The organism is Nocardia sp. NPDC057440 (genome assembly GCF_042802915.1).
Classification (GTDB): domain Bacteria; phylum Actinomycetota; class Actinomycetes; order Mycobacteriales; family Mycobacteriaceae; genus Nocardia.
Genome location: NZ_JBHVDF010000009.1, coordinates 119255 through 135683, shown reverse-complemented (window position 1 = coordinate 135683; position 16429 = coordinate 119255). Strand labels below are relative to the sequence as shown.

General features: G+C 67.7%; 16 protein-coding genes and 3 pseudogenes. 12 read left to right on the top strand and 7 right to left on the bottom strand.

Going from position 1 to position 16429, the window contains the following annotated elements:
* Positions 1–53: 53 nt before the first annotated feature.
* Both ACFU4Z_RS20170 and ACFU4Z_RS20165 read left to right on the top strand, forming a co-directional pair.
* Entirely contained in the window at positions 54–722 is a 669-nt protein-coding gene (locus ACFU4Z_RS20170) for an ABC transporter permease (protein ID WP_379065083.1), read from the top strand.
* Positions 719–1171 (top strand): annotated as a pseudogene (locus ACFU4Z_RS20165) (ABC transporter permease); the annotation flags it as partial. The gene ACFU4Z_RS20170 and the pseudogene ACFU4Z_RS20165, both read left to right, overlap by 4 nt.
* Here the strand turns inward: ACFU4Z_RS20165 and ACFU4Z_RS20160 are convergent.
* The 4 genes and pseudogenes from ACFU4Z_RS20160 to ACFU4Z_RS20145 all read right to left on the bottom strand — a co-directional run.
* A pseudogene (locus ACFU4Z_RS20160) lies at positions 1166–2344 on the bottom strand (NADP-dependent malic enzyme); the annotation flags it as partial. The pseudogenes ACFU4Z_RS20165 and ACFU4Z_RS20160 sit on opposite strands and share 6 nt — an antisense overlap.
* 438 nt (positions 2345–2782) lie before the next feature.
* Positions 2783–4546: an FAD-dependent oxidoreductase gene (locus tag ACFU4Z_RS20155; RefSeq protein ID WP_379065081.1), complete on the bottom strand. Its 1764-nt coding sequence runs from the start codon at positions 4544–4546 to the stop codon at positions 2783–2785.
* Positions 4547–4597: 51 nt separating this feature from the next.
* Entirely contained in the window at positions 4598–4864 is a 267-nt protein-coding gene (locus ACFU4Z_RS20150; RefSeq protein WP_379065079.1) for a hypothetical protein, read from the bottom strand.
* Complete coding sequence (locus ACFU4Z_RS20145; RefSeq protein ID WP_379065077.1) at positions 4861–5715, bottom strand: PHP domain-containing protein; 855 nt, start codon at positions 5713–5715, stop codon at positions 4861–4863. Before ACFU4Z_RS20145 ends, ACFU4Z_RS20150 begins: the two co-directional genes overlap by 4 nt.
* Before the next feature lie 57 nt (positions 5716–5772).
* On the opposite strand from ACFU4Z_RS20145, the gene ACFU4Z_RS20140 reads away from it, so the two are divergent.
* On the top strand, positions 5773–6849 hold the full coding sequence (locus tag ACFU4Z_RS20140) for a magnesium and cobalt transport protein CorA (RefSeq protein WP_379065075.1): 1077 nt from the start codon (positions 5773–5775) through the stop codon (positions 6847–6849).
* 6 nt (positions 6850–6855) lie between these two features.
* Here the strand turns inward: ACFU4Z_RS20140 and ACFU4Z_RS20135 are convergent, their stop codons facing one another.
* The 3 genes from ACFU4Z_RS20135 to ACFU4Z_RS20125 are packed head-to-tail and all read right to left on the bottom strand — an operon-like array spanning position 6856 to position 8920.
* Positions 6856–7437, bottom strand: coding sequence for a suppressor of fused domain protein (locus tag ACFU4Z_RS20135; RefSeq protein ID WP_379065073.1), 582 nt, complete (start codon positions 7435–7437; stop codon positions 6856–6858).
* A gap of 4 nt (positions 7438–7441) precedes the next feature.
* On the bottom strand, positions 7442–7933 hold the full coding sequence (locus ACFU4Z_RS20130) for a general stress protein (protein WP_328405643.1): 492 nt from the start codon (positions 7931–7933) through the stop codon (positions 7442–7444).
* A gap of 57 nt (positions 7934–7990) precedes the next feature.
* On the bottom strand, positions 7991–8920 hold the full coding sequence (locus ACFU4Z_RS20125) for an HpcH/HpaI aldolase/citrate lyase family protein (protein WP_379065071.1): 930 nt from the start codon (positions 8918–8920) through the stop codon (positions 7991–7993).
* A gap of 63 nt (positions 8921–8983) precedes the next feature.
* Between ACFU4Z_RS20125 and ACFU4Z_RS20120 the strand changes: the two genes are divergently transcribed.
* From ACFU4Z_RS20120 to ACFU4Z_RS20080, 9 genes and pseudogenes are all read left to right on the top strand, one after another.
* The gene (locus ACFU4Z_RS20120; RefSeq protein ID WP_379065069.1) at positions 8984–10270 is read left to right on the top strand and encodes a magnesium transporter MgtE N-terminal domain-containing protein; all 1287 of its coding nucleotides are present in this window, start codon (positions 8984–8986) and stop codon (positions 10268–10270) included.
* A complete protein-coding gene (locus ACFU4Z_RS20115; protein ID WP_379065067.1) occupies positions 10263–10880 on the top strand; it encodes a DUF1003 domain-containing protein in 618 nt (205 codons plus the stop codon). The genes ACFU4Z_RS20120 and ACFU4Z_RS20115 overlap by 8 nt, the downstream gene beginning before the upstream one ends.
* Positions 10881–11253: 373 nt before the next feature.
* Entirely contained in the window at positions 11254–12465 is a 1212-nt protein-coding gene (locus tag ACFU4Z_RS20110) for a lytic murein transglycosylase (RefSeq protein ID WP_379065065.1), read from the top strand.
* A 115-nt stretch (positions 12466–12580) separates the two neighbouring features.
* Positions 12581–13453 (top strand): lytic transglycosylase domain-containing protein, encoded by an 873-nt coding sequence (locus tag ACFU4Z_RS20105; RefSeq protein WP_379065063.1) that lies wholly within the window; start codon positions 12581–12583, stop codon positions 13451–13453.
* Positions 13454–13473: 20 nt separating this feature from the next.
* Positions 13474–14610: an Mrp/NBP35 family ATP-binding protein gene (locus ACFU4Z_RS20100; RefSeq protein WP_379065061.1), complete on the top strand. Its 1137-nt coding sequence runs from the start codon at positions 13474–13476 to the stop codon at positions 14608–14610.
* 235 nt (positions 14611–14845) lie between these two features.
* Complete coding sequence (locus ACFU4Z_RS20095) at positions 14846–15166, top strand: DivIVA domain-containing protein (protein ID WP_379065401.1); 321 nt, start codon at positions 14846–14848, stop codon at positions 15164–15166.
* Positions 15163–15804, top strand: coding sequence for a DNA-3-methyladenine glycosylase I (locus ACFU4Z_RS20090; protein WP_379065059.1), 642 nt, complete (start codon positions 15163–15165; stop codon positions 15802–15804). The genes ACFU4Z_RS20095 and ACFU4Z_RS20090 overlap by 4 nt, the downstream gene beginning before the upstream one ends.
* 102 nt (positions 15805–15906) lie before the next feature.
* A complete protein-coding gene (locus ACFU4Z_RS20085; protein WP_011211259.1) occupies positions 15907–16074 on the top strand; it encodes a DUF3117 domain-containing protein in 168 nt (55 codons plus the stop codon).
* Between the two features lie 19 nt (positions 16075–16093).
* Positions 16094–16300, top strand: a pseudogene (locus tag ACFU4Z_RS20080) (putative RNA methyltransferase); the annotation flags it as partial.
* Positions 16301–16429: the final 129 nt, after the last annotated feature.

Here is a 16429-nt window from a genome sequence, read left to right as displayed (position 1 = left end):
GCCGCACCGAACGTCGCGTCGGTCTCGCCCCGCCTCCGGCGGGAGACGGTCTCATGAAGTATTTGATCGACAACTTCTCGGAGATCATGGGGTTCACCAAGACTCACCTGTACTTGGCGCTGGTGCCGCTGGCGCTGGGTTTGGTGATCGCGATTCCGGTGGGGGCGTTGGTTCGCCAGGTGTCCTGGCTGCGGCGTGTCACTGTGACGGTGTCGAGCCTGGCCTACACGGTGCCGTCGCTGGCATTGTTCGTGATCATCCCGCCACTGGCCGGGATCTCCACCATCGATCCGATGAATGTGATCATCGCGCTCACCGTGTATTCGACTGCGCTGCTGGTGATCGCGGTGCCGACGGCGCTGGATTCAGTGCCCGCCAACGTGATCGATGCCGCCGATGCCGTCGGATTCGGCCCGTTGCGACGGACCTTGACCGTCGATATGCCGCTTGCCGTACCGGTTTTCGTGTCCAGCCTCCGGGTGGTGGTCGTCTCCAATATCGCCATGGTTTCGGTGGGCGCCCTCATCGGTGTCGGCGGCCTCGGCAAGCTGTTCACCCAGGGCTACCAGCGCGACTATCCGGACGAGATCATCGCGGGCATCATCGTGACCCTCGCGCTGGCCTTGATCTTCGACCGGCTGGTGTACGCGCTCGGCCGCTGGTCGACGCCGTGGGCACGCGCCGACGCCAGGGCTTCGAAAGCGAAAGGCGCTACCGCATGAACCTTTTCCTCGACGCCTGGCACTACCTCACCGACGGCGCGAACTGGAGCGGGCCGACCGGCATCCAGCACCGCATCGCCGAACACCTGTGGTACAGCTTTCTCGCGGTCGCCGCGTCGGCCGTCGTCGCGGTGCCACTCGGTCTGATCATCGGCCACACCAAACGCGGTGCGGCCGTGCTGGTCGGGTTCGCCAACGCGATGCGCGCCCTGCCGACCCTCGGCCTGCTCACCTTCCTGGTGCTGCTGATGGGCCTCGGCCTTGTCCCCCCGCTGCTGGCCCTCGTCACGGTCGGCATCCCGCCGCTGCTCGCAGGCGCCTACGCCGGAATCGCCAATGTGCCCGCGGATGTGGTCGACGCCTCCCGCGCCATGGGGATGACCGAAACCCAGATCCTGTTCCGCGTGGAAGTCCCCAACGCGCTGCCGATCCTGCTCACCGGTCTGCGCGGCGGCGGCGACCGCTTCGGCCACTGCCGGTGCGACACGCGGGTCGAGCGGGCTCGGGACGATCTTCTCCGGGCCGAGTTCGTCGGCGACCACGCTGAGGATGGCGTCGGCGGCGGCGATCTTCATGCCCTCGGTGATGCGGCGCGCACCCGCGTCGAGGGCACCCTTGAACACACCGGGGAAGGCGAGCACGTTATTGATCTGGTTCGGGAAATCGCTGCGGCCGGTGGCCACGATCGAGGCGTACTTGCGAGCCACCTCGGGGTGGATCTCCGGGTCCGGGTTGGACATGGCGAACACGATCGACTCCGGCGCCATCGAGGCGATGAGCTCCTCGGCGATCAAACCGGCTGACAGGCCGAGGAACACGTCGGCGCCTGCCAGCGCCTCAGCGGCGCCACCGGTCAGCCCGCGCGGGTTGGTGCGCTGGGCCAGTTCGGCCTTCACGTCGTTGAGGTCGCTGCGGTCCCGGCTCACAATGCCCTTGGAGTCGAGCACGGTCACGTCCTGCACACCCGCGGCGAGCAGGATGTTCGTGCACGCGACACCCGCGGCGCCTGCGCCCGACACCACGACCTTGAGGCCCGCGATGCCGCGACCCTGCACCTTGGCCGCGCCGTTGAGGGCGGCGAGCACCACGATGGCGGTGCCGTGCTGGTCGTCGTGCATGACCGGGCAGTCGAGCGCCTCGATGAGCCGCTTCTCGATCTCGAAGCAGCGCGGTGCGGAGATGTCTTCCAGGTTCACCGCGCCGAAGCTCGGGCGCAGCCGGATGATCGTCTCGACGATCTCGTCGGAATCCTTGGTGTCCAGCACGATCGGGATCGAGTCGAGCCCGGCGAACTTCTTGAACAGCGCCGCCTTGCCCTCCATCACCGGAAGGGAGGCGCGCGGGCCGATATCACCGAGACCGAGCACCGCGGTGCCGTCGCTGACCACGACAACTAGCCGGTCGGTCCAGGTGTAGCGCTTGGCCAGCGCCTCATCGTTTGCGATGGCGCGGCTGACCTGAGCCACGCCGGGGGTGTAGGCGATCGAAAGGTCGCGCTGAGTCTCCAGCGGCGCGGCGAGTTCGACCGAGAGCTTACCGCCGAGGTGACCCGCGAAGATCTCTTCGTGAGTGATCTCAGAAAGGCTGGCAGTGGCATTCGGTGCGTCAGTCACAGGTGACACGATTTCACTCCTGCTCGGGTCGGGCACAACCGGGAAACGGTTACCGCCGGGTATTTAGGTAATAGGTGACTCATACCGCTCATCGAGTGCGCTGACCGGTCCGTATCGTGGCGGCTTGCACACAGGCAAGGGATGCCGATATCTCGATCACGTGGCGCGGCACTGATCCGCAGAGCGGGAGCCGGACGGGTGCGTCCGGACAGAACATGCGGAGAGATCTTCGGGTCGCGACGGTGCGTTGCGAGGCGGAGATCCCCATTATTCCCGAACCCGGCGGTGGCATAGGCGGGGAATCCGACACATTCTGCCAGTCGGGTCGACGACTTGCCAAACCGGTGTGTCGGAATCCGGTTGAGCGCCATATAGCCAGGATAGGTCGGCGGAATTACCCCGGCGTAAGGGGAAACTCGCATGTCGTCGCGGCGCGGCGGTGAGCTGTCACAAGGGCAGCGGGTCACCCGCGGTGAGGTCGGAGTCACCCGCCACCGACGGTGGCACGACCGGAGCCGCCTCCCGCGTGACAGGTACCGCCGCGCGCACGCCTGCGGTCACCTCCCTGACGATCAGCGCTTCGTCCGGTGTGACGGCCTGCTCCCGCCGCGCCGGCGTCGCAGGCACGGTCGGCGTCGATTCGCCGCCCGCCGATCGACGGGCGTCCGCGCGCACCCATACCGTGTCGAGGCCGCCCGAGGTCAACCGCACGCGCCAATCGGCGGCGACGTCCGGGTGGTCGGTACGCCGATGCATGCCCCGACTCTCGGTGCGCGCCAGCGCGCTGTACTTGGTCCACCGCGCCACCGCGAGCAATGCTGCCGCCTGCCTGGCCCGCAGTCGATCCGCACCGGCGCCGCCGAGGCCGAATTCCGCGCCGGGCCACATCCCGTCGAGTTCGCCGATGCTGTCGCGCAGGCTGCCCGCGCTGCGCCAGTAGCTGCGCCGCAGCGGCAGCGTGTGCTCCTGCACCAGTCCGACGACCGCGCGCGGGTCGATCCGCGCTTCCGGGTTGAGCCCGGCCCCTACCACCGCTCGCGCCTGGCCCACCCTGCCTCTGGCGCGCGCGAAGCGGGCAGCACCCGCGCCAGCCCAGACACCTGAGGCGATGGCCCATGCGCCGCCCTGACCGCCGAATCCGCTCACCGCTCCGGTGATCGGCTCCCGCGTTGTCACGTCACCGGCGCCGTACAGTCCGGCCACCGTGGTCGCGCAGTCGGCGCCTGCGATGCGAAGGCCGCCGGTCCCCCGCACAGTGCCCTCGAGCACCGCGCGCACCGGGACCCGCTTGGTGTGGTCCACCAGGCCTTGCTGCGACAGCCTGCACCGCACGGCGTAGGGCACGTCTTCGAGTGCGGCGTACACGCGGCGGCCGTCGGCGATCGCCGCGAAGGCCGCGGCGCGATGACCGGTGATGGCCGCGCCGGATTCGTCGTAGAGGGTGGCGAAGTGCAGCGCGAAGCCGGAGGTGAACGCCGAGTTCAGCACCGGCTCCAGCCCGTAGGCGCTGGAGAACTCCATGCCGGACAGGTGCGCGCCCACCTCGGCGGCCAACAGCAGTCCGTCGCCGGTGTCGACGTCGGTGCCCGCGCCGCCGGACAGGAAGGCGCAGCCGCCGGTGGCCACCACCACCGCGCCCGCACGGACCGTCCAGCCGCGAAACCTATTGTGCTGCTGGACGCCGGTGGCTCCGGACACCACTCCGTCGCGATCGACGAGCAGTTGCAGCGCGGGATGGTGATCGAGAACGCGGACCCCGGTGTCGAGCAAGCTGCGGCGCATCCGGCGCAGGTAGCTCGCGCCGTCCAGGCACACCCGCAGCGAGGTTCGCCTTTCCGCCGGCGAGCTGCCACGCGGCTCGCCGGGTCTCAGTGCACGGTCACCGGCATGGCGCCCCTCGCCGGGAAACCGATACCCCCAGCGCACCAGCTGCTCGACGCGCAGATGGGTCTCCTCGAGCACCCGATGCATCAAGTCCGGGTCGCCGAGGCAACCACCATGCACGTAGGCGTGCCGCACCGCCTCGTCCCTGGCCGGTCCCGGCGGGATATTCCACAGCGAGGTCGATCCGAAGGCGGTGGGACCGCTGGTGCCGCAGCGCCCCTTGTCGACGAGCACGACGCGGGCGCCCGTGGCGGCGGCCGAGACGGCGGCCCAGGCGCCGGCGGGGCCACCACCCAGAACCAGTACGTCCGTCTCGATTTCACCCACAAAGAGAAATGTTCGACCACAATTCACCCGGCCGCAACCATTCCCGGATATTCAGCTCCACCATTGTGTCCACAGCAATAATCCGGCAGCCAGAAAAACAACCATTGATCCGGAAAAAGCCGTAAAACCCCGATGCCTATCCGAAAAAATCTGTGCCGCAACGGCAGTCACGGACGCGGCCAGATGCCAGGTCACCGATACACCGCCCGGACCGGGAAACTCCCGTCTGGCAGCAATGATCGCAGTGCCGACGACAACGAGCGTGAGGATAAACGTCCCGGCGGCCACCACACCGCTCAGCCCGCGCACCAGTCTCACGAGGCGATCACCGGCACTCCCGTGGCTTTGCCCGCAAGTTTCTCGAATTGTGCTGGGTCGGTAGTGAATTCACCGAGCCGGATGGTCTTGTTCGCACCGTGGTAGTCCGACGAGCCGGTGGTGAGCAGACCGAGTTCGGCCGCCAGCCCCCCGAGCAGCGCGCGGTCGGCCGCGGAATGGTCGGGATGGTCGATCTCGAGCCCGCCGAGACCGAGCGTGGCGAGTTCCCGGATATCGTCCAGCGCCAACAGCCGTCCGCGCTTGCGCGCCCTCGTATGCGCGAGCACGCTCACGCCACCGGCGGTGGCGATCATTTCGACAGCGCGACGCAACGGCGTGTCGGCCTTTTCCGCGTAATACGGCCCGTGCGGCGCCAGCAATTCGGTGAAGGCCGCGTCGACGCTCGGCACCACACCCGCCTCGACCAGCGCCCGCGCCAGATGCGGCCGTCCGGCCGACGGACCGGCAGAGGCCAGCACCGCGTCAGGATCGATGGGCAGGCCGTCGGCCCGCATGCGCTCGGCCATCGCGCGCAGCCGCTCGACGCGTTCGGCACGCAACCGCTCCCGCTCGTCGGCGAAACACCGATCGGCCGGGTCGAAGAGGTACGCGAGCAGATGCACAGGAACGGGCCAGCCGTCCTCGCCCAGACCGATGCACGACATCTCCATGCCCCGCACCAGCGTCATGCCCTTCGGCAGCGCGTCGACCGCTTCGGACCACCCCGCGGTGGTGTCGTGGTCGGTGATCGCGACGACGTCCAGGCCTGCGGCAGCGGCGTTGCGAACAAGTTCGGCAGGGCTGTCGGTACCGTCGGACGCGGTCGAATGGGTATGCAGGTCGATGCGCACGCCTTCCAGTCTTACAGTGCGCTCGTCGCGGCTCCGCACGCGACGTAGCATCGACCGGTGCCATCCATTCCGCCGCTGCCCTCCTTCCGCGGCCAGGGTCGGGCGCATACACCGCTGCCCCGTATCCCCGTTCCCACCGCACGCGCGGTGGTCGACTGCGCGATCTACCTCGACGGCAGGCGGCTGCCCGGCCGGTTCAGCCACGCCGATGCGATGGCCGAGGTCCGCAATCGCGGCAAGGGGTTCGTGTGGGTCGGGCTGCACGAACCGGACGAGTATCAGATGGCCGATATCGCCAAGACCTTCGATCTGCACCCGTTGGCTGTCGAAGACGCGGTCAAAGCGCATCAGCGACCGAAATTGGAACGCTACGACGACACCCTGTTCCTCGTCCTGCGCACCGTCAGCTACGTCGAGCACGAAATGCACAGCGTCAGTGAAATCGTCGAGACCGGCGACATCATGGTCTTCATCGGACCCAATTTCGCGGTGACCGTGCGGCACGGCGAGCACACCGGACTCGCCGGTGTCCGAAAGGAGCTGGAGAGCCACCCCGAGCAGCTCATGTTCGGTCCGAGTTCGGTGCTGCACGCGGTCGCCGACCATGTGGTGGATTCCTACATCGAGGTGGCCCTGTCGGTCGAGAACGATATCGAGGAGATGGAGGAGGCAGTCTTCACTCCGCGCAATGCCATCACCATCGAATCGATCTACCAGCTCAAGCGCGAGGTCGTCGAACTGCGGCGCGCGGTCAATCCGCTGCAGATCCCGCTCCAGTTACTCGGCCACAAGCCGGACCTGCCACTGCCCAAAGAGATTCGGCGCTATCTGCGCGACGTGGCCGACCACCACACCACCGTCTCCGAACGCATCACCGACTTCGACGAGTCCTTGAGCGAACTGGTCAGCGCCGCCCTCGCCAAGATCGGCGTGCAGCAGAACACGGATATGCGCAAGATTTCGGCCTGGGTCGCCATCGCGGCGGTGCCGACGATGGTCGCAGGCATCTATGGCATGAACTTCACCCATATGCCCGCGCTGGAGGCGACCTGGGGCTTCTGGGTGGTGCTCGTGATAACCCTCGGCATCTGCGCCGGTCTGTACGTCACCTTCCACCGCAACAACTGGCTCTGACCAGAGCTACAGCGAGGCAGCGCCTCTCGCGGGATCGTGCACATCGATTCCGGCTTCGGCCCACGCGTCGCGCAACGCCTGCGCACCACGCACCCGCACCCACGCCGCCTCGGTCGCGGTCACCGGAACGACCGTCAGATACCTGACCGGCTCGGCGGGCTCGGGCAACACCACCGCGGGAATGTCGCTCTCGCCCAACAGAACCGCGGTGAACGGCGCATCCCGCCACATCGGCTCACCCAGGTCGAGCAGCGCATCCGCCTGCAGCACAACACCTTCCACGACGGGCGTCGCGGCGAGCACACCGAGCGTCTTGGCCAGGCCCGCACTCGTCCCCGACCCGGCCCGCAAGGCGAGCACCAGCTCGGCCCGCGGCCCGCGCACCGGATCCGCGAGCAGGTCGGACGGATCACCCATCGGATGGCGCGATCCGCCCAACGTCACGTAATGCACCAGATCATCACCGGGAATCCGCAGTATTTCGATGGGCTCCAAGCCGAGGAACGTCACCGACGCCGAATCCACACCCGCGGTGTCCACACCGAAATGGTCCAGCACCTCGGTGCGGACCCTATCCACTACCTCCATGCGATCAGATCGCCAGCCGCGCCAGCATGTCGCGCGCCTGCTCGGCCGACTTGGGGTCGCACAGCACGTCGTAGCGGCCGGCCACCAACTGCATGGTGGAGGCGAAATCGCGCTGGCCTCTGGTCGCCGCGTACGGGATCGAGGTCGAGATGACACCGAAGATGATGCCGCCGACCAGACCGACGATCAGCGGGCCGAGCGCGCCGCTTGTGGTGAACAGGCTCAGTAGCAGACCGAGGAACAGGCCGAGCCACGCGCCGGACACGACGCCGCCACCGATGACCTTGCCCCAGGTCAATCGATAGAGAACTCGCTCGACCTGCATGAGATCGACGCCGACGATGGTCACGTCCTGTACCGGGAACTGCCCGTCGGCCAGAAAATCGACCGCCTTCTGCGCCTCGGCATAGGTCGGGTACGAGCCCACCGGCCAGCCGGTCGGCGGCGTCGGCAGACCCTGCCTGGCGCGATTCGCGTTCCCCATGGGATTCGTCATGCCTCTATTGTGCTATTCCGACTGATCGTTCGGTGGTGTGAAACGCCCCGCTGCCCGTCATTGAGACGAACGCTGCATTCCGGCGGCCCGGCCCTTGTCGGCGATCACCTGCGCCATTTTCGCGCTCGCCTCATCGATCATCTCGTCACCGAGCATGACCGCCCCGCGTGCGCCACCCGCCGCGGAGGTATGGAAGGCGTAGGCATCCAAAATCTGCTCGGCGCGGTCGTAATCGGTCTGACGCGGGCTGAAAATCTCGTTGGCGGCGTCGATTTGGCCGGGATGCAGCACCCACTTGCCGTCGAAGCCGAGCGCCGCGGTGCGTGCCGCCGCCCTCCGGAAGCCATCGACGTCGCGGATCTGCAGGTACGGGCCATCGATCGCCTGCAGGCCGTGCGCGCGGGCCGCGAGCAGGATGGTCATCAGGATGTGGTGGTAGGCGTCACCGGTGTCGTAACCCTCCGGCTGTTCGCCGACCACGAGGGTGCGCATGTTGATGCTCGCCATGAAATCGGCGGGGCCGAAGACCAGCGCCTGTACCCGCGGGCTCGCGGTGGCGATCTCGTCGATATTGCGTAGCCCCAGCGCGTTTTCGAGCTGCGGTTCGATGCCGATGCGGCCGACGTCGAGTCCGCAGGCCTTCTCCAGCTGGGTGAGCAGCAGATCGAGGGCCCTGACCTGACCGGCGTCGGTGACCTTCGGCAGCAGGATCGCATCCAGCGCCGCGCCCGCGCCCTCGACGACGGTGATGACGTCGGCGTAGGTCCATTCGGTGGTCCAGTCGTTGACCCGCACCACCCGCAGCTGCGTGCCCCAGCCCGGTTCGTTCAGCGCCGCCACGATGTTCGCGCGGGCGGCGGCCTTGGCCACCGGCGCGACCGCGTCCTCGAGATCGAGAAACACCTCGTCCACGGGCAGCCCCTTGGCCTTCTCGATCATTTTCGGGCTGCTGCCCGGGCAGGCGAGCACCGAACGGCGCGGCTTCATGATCACTCCCGTCGATCGTGGCGTGGCGGGTGCACCCGCCCGCGAACATCTAGCCTGGCAACCATGGCAGCAACCAGGGTGTACATCGCCAGGCTGGCCGGCCTGGTGGTGCTCGGCCCGGACGGCGAGTCTATCGGCCGCATCCGCGACGTCGTCGTGGCCATCCGGTACGACGGCCAACAGCCGCGCATCCATGGCCTCGTCGTCGAATTGCCGACCCGGCGGCGGATTTTCGTGCCGATGCTGCGGGTGACCGCGATCGAGCCGGGTGTGGTGACGCTCAATACGGGCACGGTCAGCCTGCGCCGATTCGCGCAGCGACCCGGCGAACTGCTCGCGATCGCCCAGATCGTGGATTCCGCGGTGCGCGTGCACGATCCTGGTCTGCCCGACCTCGCCGAGGTCGACGTCTTCGTCGCCGATCTCGGGATCGAGCAGACCAGGACACGGGACTGGGTGGTGACCAGGGTCGCGGTGCGTGGGCACCGGCGCATCGGTCGCCGCCGCACCGTGCACGTGGTGGATTGGACGCAGGTCAGCGGCCTGACCCCCTACGAGGTCGGCAGGCCGGGCCAGGACGTCACCCAATTGCTCACCCAGTTCGAGGGCATGCGACCCGCCGACGTCGCGCACCTGCTTCGGGAACTGCCGGAGAAGCGGCGCATCGAGGTCGCCGAGGCACTCGACGACGAGCGGCTCGCCGATGTCGTGCAGGAAATGCCCGACGACGACCAGGTCGAACTGCTCGGACACCTGGAGGTGCGCAGAGCCGCCGACGTGCTGGAGGCCATGGATCCCGACGACGCCGCCGACCTGCTTGGCGAGTTGTCCACCGGGGAGCGCGAATCACTGCTCGCGCTGATGGATCCGGAGGAGTCCGAGCCAGTGCGCAGGCTGCTGGAGCATTCCCCCGACACCGCGGGCGGTCTGATGACGCCGAAGCCGATCGTCCTGACTCCGGCGACCACGGTCGCCGAAGCGCTTGCCCGGGTCCGCAATCCGGACCTGACGCCCGCGCTCGCCTCGATGGTGTTCGTGGTCCGCCCGCCGACCGCCACCCCGACCGGCCGCTACCTGGGTTGTGTGCACATCCAGCAGCTGCTGCGCGAACCGCCCGCGCATCTGGTCGGCGGCATCCTGGACACCGACCTGGCCCCACTGCGGCCCGATGTCCCGCTCGGCGCGGTGACCCGCTACTTCGCCACCTACAACCTGGTCTGCGGGCCGGTAGTGGACGCGCAGAACCATTTGCTCGGCGCGGTGAGCGTCGACGATGTCCTCGACCACCTGCTGCCGGAAGATTGGCGAGACCAAGAAGAATCGCACGTGGGAGTACCCGGACATGAGTGACAAATCCACGAGCGGCAGGGCCGGGCCGAGTTCGGCGCGCCAACGCCTCGAAACGCCGCTCGACTCCCGATTCCGCATCGATTGGGACGCCGAGGCATTGGCGCGCAGCAGCGAGCGGGTCGCCCGATTCCTTGGCACCGGGCGATATCTGGCGATGCAGACCATCCTTGTGATCTTCTGGATCGCGTTGAACGTGTTCGTGGTCGCGCTGCGCTGGGATCCGTATCCGTTCATCCTGCTCAATCTGGCGTTCTCCACCCAGGCCGCCTACGCGGCCCCGCTGATCCTGCTTGCCCAGAACCGGCAGGACAACCGCGACCGAGTGTCGTTGGAGGAGGACCGAACTCGCGCCGCACAGACCAAAGCGGACACCGAATTCCTCGCCCGCGAACTCGCGGCATTGCGCATCGCGATCGGCGAAGTGGCCACCCGCGATTATCTGCGCCGGGAGTTGGATGAAATGCGTGAAGTGCTCGATCGCATCGAATCCGCCGCGGGGTCTTCGGACGGAGTCACGCAGGCTGAAAAATCCACAAAGGCGAATCGCAAGAAGAGCTCCGGCCGAAAGCCGACGCAGGGCCCGGAATGGCCGCCACTAGCTCATGATTGACCGGAAATGCTCAACAACTGACCTGACTGGTGGGTAACCTGGAGCGGATTGTCCCGAGCGGACGGGCACGGGATGCGCGATTCGGGCCTTCGCCCGGCCGCGCCCCACCGGACAAGCATGCTCTCACGATGTAGAGGATTGGTGTGGCCGAATGCGAATATCTGCTCCGATAACCGTGTCGGCCCTCGTCGTCGTAGGTCTTGTCTCTGCTGGATCGGCAACACACACAACCCAATCGACCACACCACCCACGGCGCCGGAGGCTTTGCTCGCGGCGGGCAGCGGTTCGTCGAGCCGCGCCGCGGACGCGCCATTGTCCCGGTCAGTTGGCCTCCTTCCGGTCACCCCGGACGCGCCCCGCAAACTTCGGGCATTGACTCCGCCCGCGAACGGGCTGCCGATGTTCGCGGGCTCGGTGCCACTGCACGACATTGTGCTGCCCGTGACCGGCGGCGCACTCGGAATTCCGGAGATGGTGCTCGCGGCCTATCGCAATGCCGAACTGGCCCTGGAATCCTCGATGCCGGGCTGTGGAGTGTCCTGGAACCTGCTCGCAGGCATCGGCCGGATCGAATCCGGGCATGCGGGCGGTGGGCGCACCGACGCCGCGGGCACCACCGTCACTCCCATCTTCGGGCCCGCGCTCGACGGCACCCTGCCCGGCAACGAGGTGATCCGGGCCACCGACGGCACCGCGGTGCGCGCCATCGGCCCGATGCAGTTCCTGCCGAGCACCTGGAGCGCGTACGCCGCCGACGGTAACGGTGACGGGGTCGCCGACCCGCACAACGTTTTCGACGCCTCGCTCGCCGCGGGCAAGTACCTCTGCTCCGGCGGCGTGAACCTGCGCGACCCCGCACAGGAACTGCGCTCGGTGCTGCGCTACAACAACTCGATGGCCTACGCGGCCAATGTGCTGAGCTGGTCGGGGGCCTACCGCACCGGCGGCACACCGCGCCAGGTGACCATCTCCCCCGATCTGATTCCGCCGGGCACCGCGCCCAAACAGGCGAGCCCGGACATGCTGGCCGCCAACTCGGTCGCGCCGAGCACGGCCGCCGAGCCGCCGCCCGCCGCGACGACCACCGTCTACCCGCCGGTGCCTGCGCAGGTGATGATCAACATCCCCGGCCTGCCACCGATCCCGTGCGGCATCTTCTGCCCGACGCCGCCCAACCCTGCGAATCCGTGTGACCCGCCGGTGGTCGGGGCGCCGATGCTGGTGCTGATCCCTGGCCTGCCGACGCCCGCGCCGGTCGCGCCGAGGCAGACCTACGGCGCGGCAGGCGAACCGAACGCGACAGGCGAACCGGACGCCGCGAGCAAACCGGTCGACCCCGAGCACCCACGGCAGCCGCAGCTGCCCGCCTGGTGCGCGATGCCGAGCGCCGCTCCGGAAAATCCAGCGCCCGCGCAACCGCCTGGCGAAACACAGCCGATCCAGTCGGCCGAGGAGCCGGAGGCCGCCACGACACCGGAGCCGGGCCCCGCCGAACCCGCCCCGGCCGCCGCCCCGACGCCGACTCCGCAGCCGGGCATCACGTTGCCGTTCGGCGTCGTGATCCCGCTGCCGCCACAGGGCTGAAACCAAACACCAGAGCAGGTCACGAAGTAGTAACAAAAAGATCTCGAATGCGGTACCCTCAACTTCGTCCATCACGAAGGGCTCGTCATCGAGTCAATGGGAGGGTCACCGCACAGTGGGGCGTCACCGAAAACCACCGGCTGTCAACGTAAGACGCAGCTCCGTTATCGCATTGACCGGATTGGTTCCCGCTGGGCTCGTGGCAGTGAGTGCCACGACCGAAGTGAGCACCGCCGAGCAGGCCGCAGCATCGGTCCTGCAACACCTGCCGGGGAACGAACAAGACGACCACGTTCCCAGATCCGCGGCCGTCGCCGAACCACCAGCGACGGCCGACTTCGTCGCTCACGCCTTGGCCAAGCAGGCGCATGCCACGCCTCCTATCGTGAAAACCGTTGCGCTGCCGGATGGTAGACAGCCCGCCGCCATGCCGCCTGGCCCGCTGGGTATCCCCGGTGTCGCGATCGCCGCCTATCAATCCGCCGAACGCACCCTCACCGCCGAGAACCCCGTCTGCGGGATGCCCTGGTATCTGCTCGCCGGAATCGGCCGCGTCGAATCCACCCATGCCTTCGGCGGCAAGGCCGATGCGGACGGCAATCCGCTGACACCCGTCTACGGACCGGTGCTCGACGGCAGTCTGTCGGGCAACAACGTCATCCACGATTCCGACGGCGGCGCCCTGGACGGTCTGGCCGGTTACGACCGCGCCATCGGGCCGATGCAATTTCTGCCCGAGACGTGGAAGCATTACGGCGCCGACGGCAACGGTGACGGCGTCGCCGACCCGCAGAACCTCTTCGACGCGGCGCTGACCGCGGGAAAATACCTCTGCGACGGCGGATTGAACATGCACGATCTCGCCCAGCAGTCCCGGGCGATCCTGCGCTATAACAACTCGATGGCCTACGTCGCCAATGTCATGGCCTGGGCGACTTCCTACAGCAGCGGCGTCGCACCACAGCCCGGACAGCTGCCGAGGATCTGACGCAACGTAAAATTACTGCCATGTCAGTGGTAACGGAAGCGGATGTGCGGGGAGCCCTCGCAAAGGTCGACGACCCGGAGATCCGCAAGCCGATCACCGAACTCGGCATGGTGAAGAGCATTGCGATCGGCGCGGACAGCAATGTCCACATCGAGATCTTCTTGACGACCGCGGGTTGCCCGCTGCGCACCGAGATCACGCAGCGGGTCACCAAGGCGGTGGCCGATGTCGCCGGCGTCGGCGCCATCACGGTCGAGCTCGATGTGATGAGCGACGAGCAGCGCACCAGCCTGCGCAAGCAGCTGCGCGGCGACTCGGCCGATCCGGTGATCCCGTTCGCCCAGCCCGGCTCGCTCACCCGTGTGTACGCGGTCGCCTCCGGCAAGGGCGGCGTCGGAAAGTCCAGCGTCACGGTCAATCTCGCTGCCGCCATGGCGGCGCGCGGCCTCTCGGTCGGCGTGCTGGACGCGGACATCTACGGCCACTCCATCCCGCGCATGCTCGGCACCGACGCCCGCCCGACCCAGGTCGAGCGCATGATCATGCCGCCACAGGCGCACGGTGTGAAGATGATCTCGATCGCACAATTCACCCAGGGCAACACGCCTGTGGTGTGGCGCGGCCCGATGCTGCACCGCGCGTTGCAGCAGTTCCTCGCCGATGTGTTCTGGGGCGACCTGGACGTGCTGCTGCTCGACCTGCCGCCAGGCACCGGCGATATCGCCATCTCCATCGCTCAACTCATTCCCGGCGCCGAGATCCTGGTCGTCACCACCCCGCAGATCGCCGCCGCGGAGGTCGCCGAGCGCGCGGGCGCCATCGCACTGCAGACCCGGCAGCGGATCGCGGGCGTCATCGAGAACATGTCCTGGCTCGACCTGCCCGACGGCAGCCGAATGGAGCTCTACGGCTCCGGCGGCGGCCAGGTCGTCTCCGAACGGCTCACCCGCGCCGTCGGGGCCGATGTCCCACTGCTCGGTCAGATTCCGATCGAACAGGCGGTGCGCGAGGCCGGCGACGAAGGCACACCCATCGTGCTGAGCCAGCAGGACAGCCCCGCCGCCAAGGCCCTGCTGGAGATCGCCGACAAACTCGCCGTCCGCCGACGAGGCCTCGCCGGCATGTCGCTCGGTATCGATACCACCCGGCACCTGTAGGTCCTCCCACGCCCCCGACCACCGATCGGCCCAGGCCCCTGGTCTCCTTCTGCCACCGATAACCGGCGCCGAGCGTAGTCCAATGGTGGTTCCCAACCCCACCTCCGGCCACCATCTCACTACCCTCGCTCGCGAAGCCGCGGTGTTCGCTTCCGGCGCGGTCCTCGAGCGCGAGGGCTGATTTCCGCGGGATGAGGTGTGCTCGGTGTCGGGAGGTGCCAATAAGCTCGGTGCCATGCTCACGCTGCTGTTGTATGTGCTGATCGTCGGCTTGGTCGCCGCGGTGTTGTTTCTCGTCGCCAGTGCCGTGTTCGGCCGGTCGGAGGAGCTCGGACCGATACCGGAGGGCACGACAGCGACCGTGCTGCCCGTCGAGGGCATCTCCGGCGCGGATGTGCGTGCGCTGCGCTTTCAGCAAGTGGTGCGCGGTTACAAAGCGGGCGAGGTCGACTGGGCGCTGACGCGGCTCGCCGCGAGGATCGACGAACTGCAGCTGCAACTTGCCGAGGCGCGCGGCGCCCAGCGCCAGACTCCGCTCACGCGGGAACCGAAGTGAGCGCCGACGGCGACACCGCGGGCGACGGCCGGATCCGCTGCCCGTGGTCGGAGGCCTCCCAGCTCTATCGTGACTACCACGATCACGAATGGGGCAGGCCGCTGCACGGTGCGGACGCCATGTTCGAACGCGTCTGCCTCGAGGCGTTCCAATCGGGGCTGTCGTGGATCACCATCCTGCGTAAGCGCCCCGCCTTCCGCACCGCGTTCGCCGGGTTCGAGATCGCCGAGGTGGCGAAGTTCGGCGACGACGATGTGGCGCGATTGCTCGCCGACCCCGGCATCGTGCGCAACCGGTCCAAGATCGTCGCCGCCATCGCTAACGCGCGCGTGGCCCTCGACCTCGATATCGGTCTCGACGAGCTGATCTGGTCGTTCGCACCGCCGCCGCGGCCGCGCCCGAGGCAGATCGCCGATGTGCCCGCGATCACCACCGAATCCGTAGCTCTGGCAAAAGAATTGAAGCGGCGCGGGTTCCGTTTCGTCGGCCCGACAACCGCCTACGCACTGATGCAGGCGACCGGAATGGTCGACGATCACCTGGCCGATTGCTGGGTCGATGGTGACCTGTCCAACACAGGCCGAGCGGTCACATTTCGAACTCAGGTATCCGTCCACAACGGCGATAGGGAAGAATAGGACGGGTGTAGCTCGCCAAATGCCGGCGAGCTCACTGGTTGGTGACAACTGGAGTTCCAAGAAAGTGCGCAGCATATCGCGCAGATCTGGAGGGAGCAGAGGATGGCGGCCATGAAGCCCCGCACCGGGGACGGTCCCCTCGAGGCAACCAAGGAAGGGCGTGGAATCGTCATGCGGGTTCCACTCGAGGGTGGCGGGCGTTTGGTCGTTGAGCTCACGCCGGATGAGGCAGCAGCGCTTGGTGACGAATTGAAGAGTGTCACCAGCTAATCGCTCGGCGCTTGCTGATGTGGCCGGTCTTTTGGCCTGTCCCGAATGCGGTCTCGGATTCGAGCCGCAGGATCGGGTGCTGCGCTGTGGAGCCGGGCACAGCTTCGACATAGCCCGGCAGGGTTACGTCAGTCTGTTGACCGGCGCGTCGACAAAGATGACCGGTGATACCGCGGCGATGCTCGACGCGCGTGCCGCATTCCAAGGTAAGGGACATTTCGCGCCGAGGGGCCGAAGGGGGGGCGGGGGGGGAGGGGGTGACACAGGCCCACGAGGCGAGGGGGGGGGGGGGAACCGCCCCCACCCAGGAGGTGGGGGTGAGGGCGCGCCCGCCGCGCCCCCGGTGGGGCGCGGT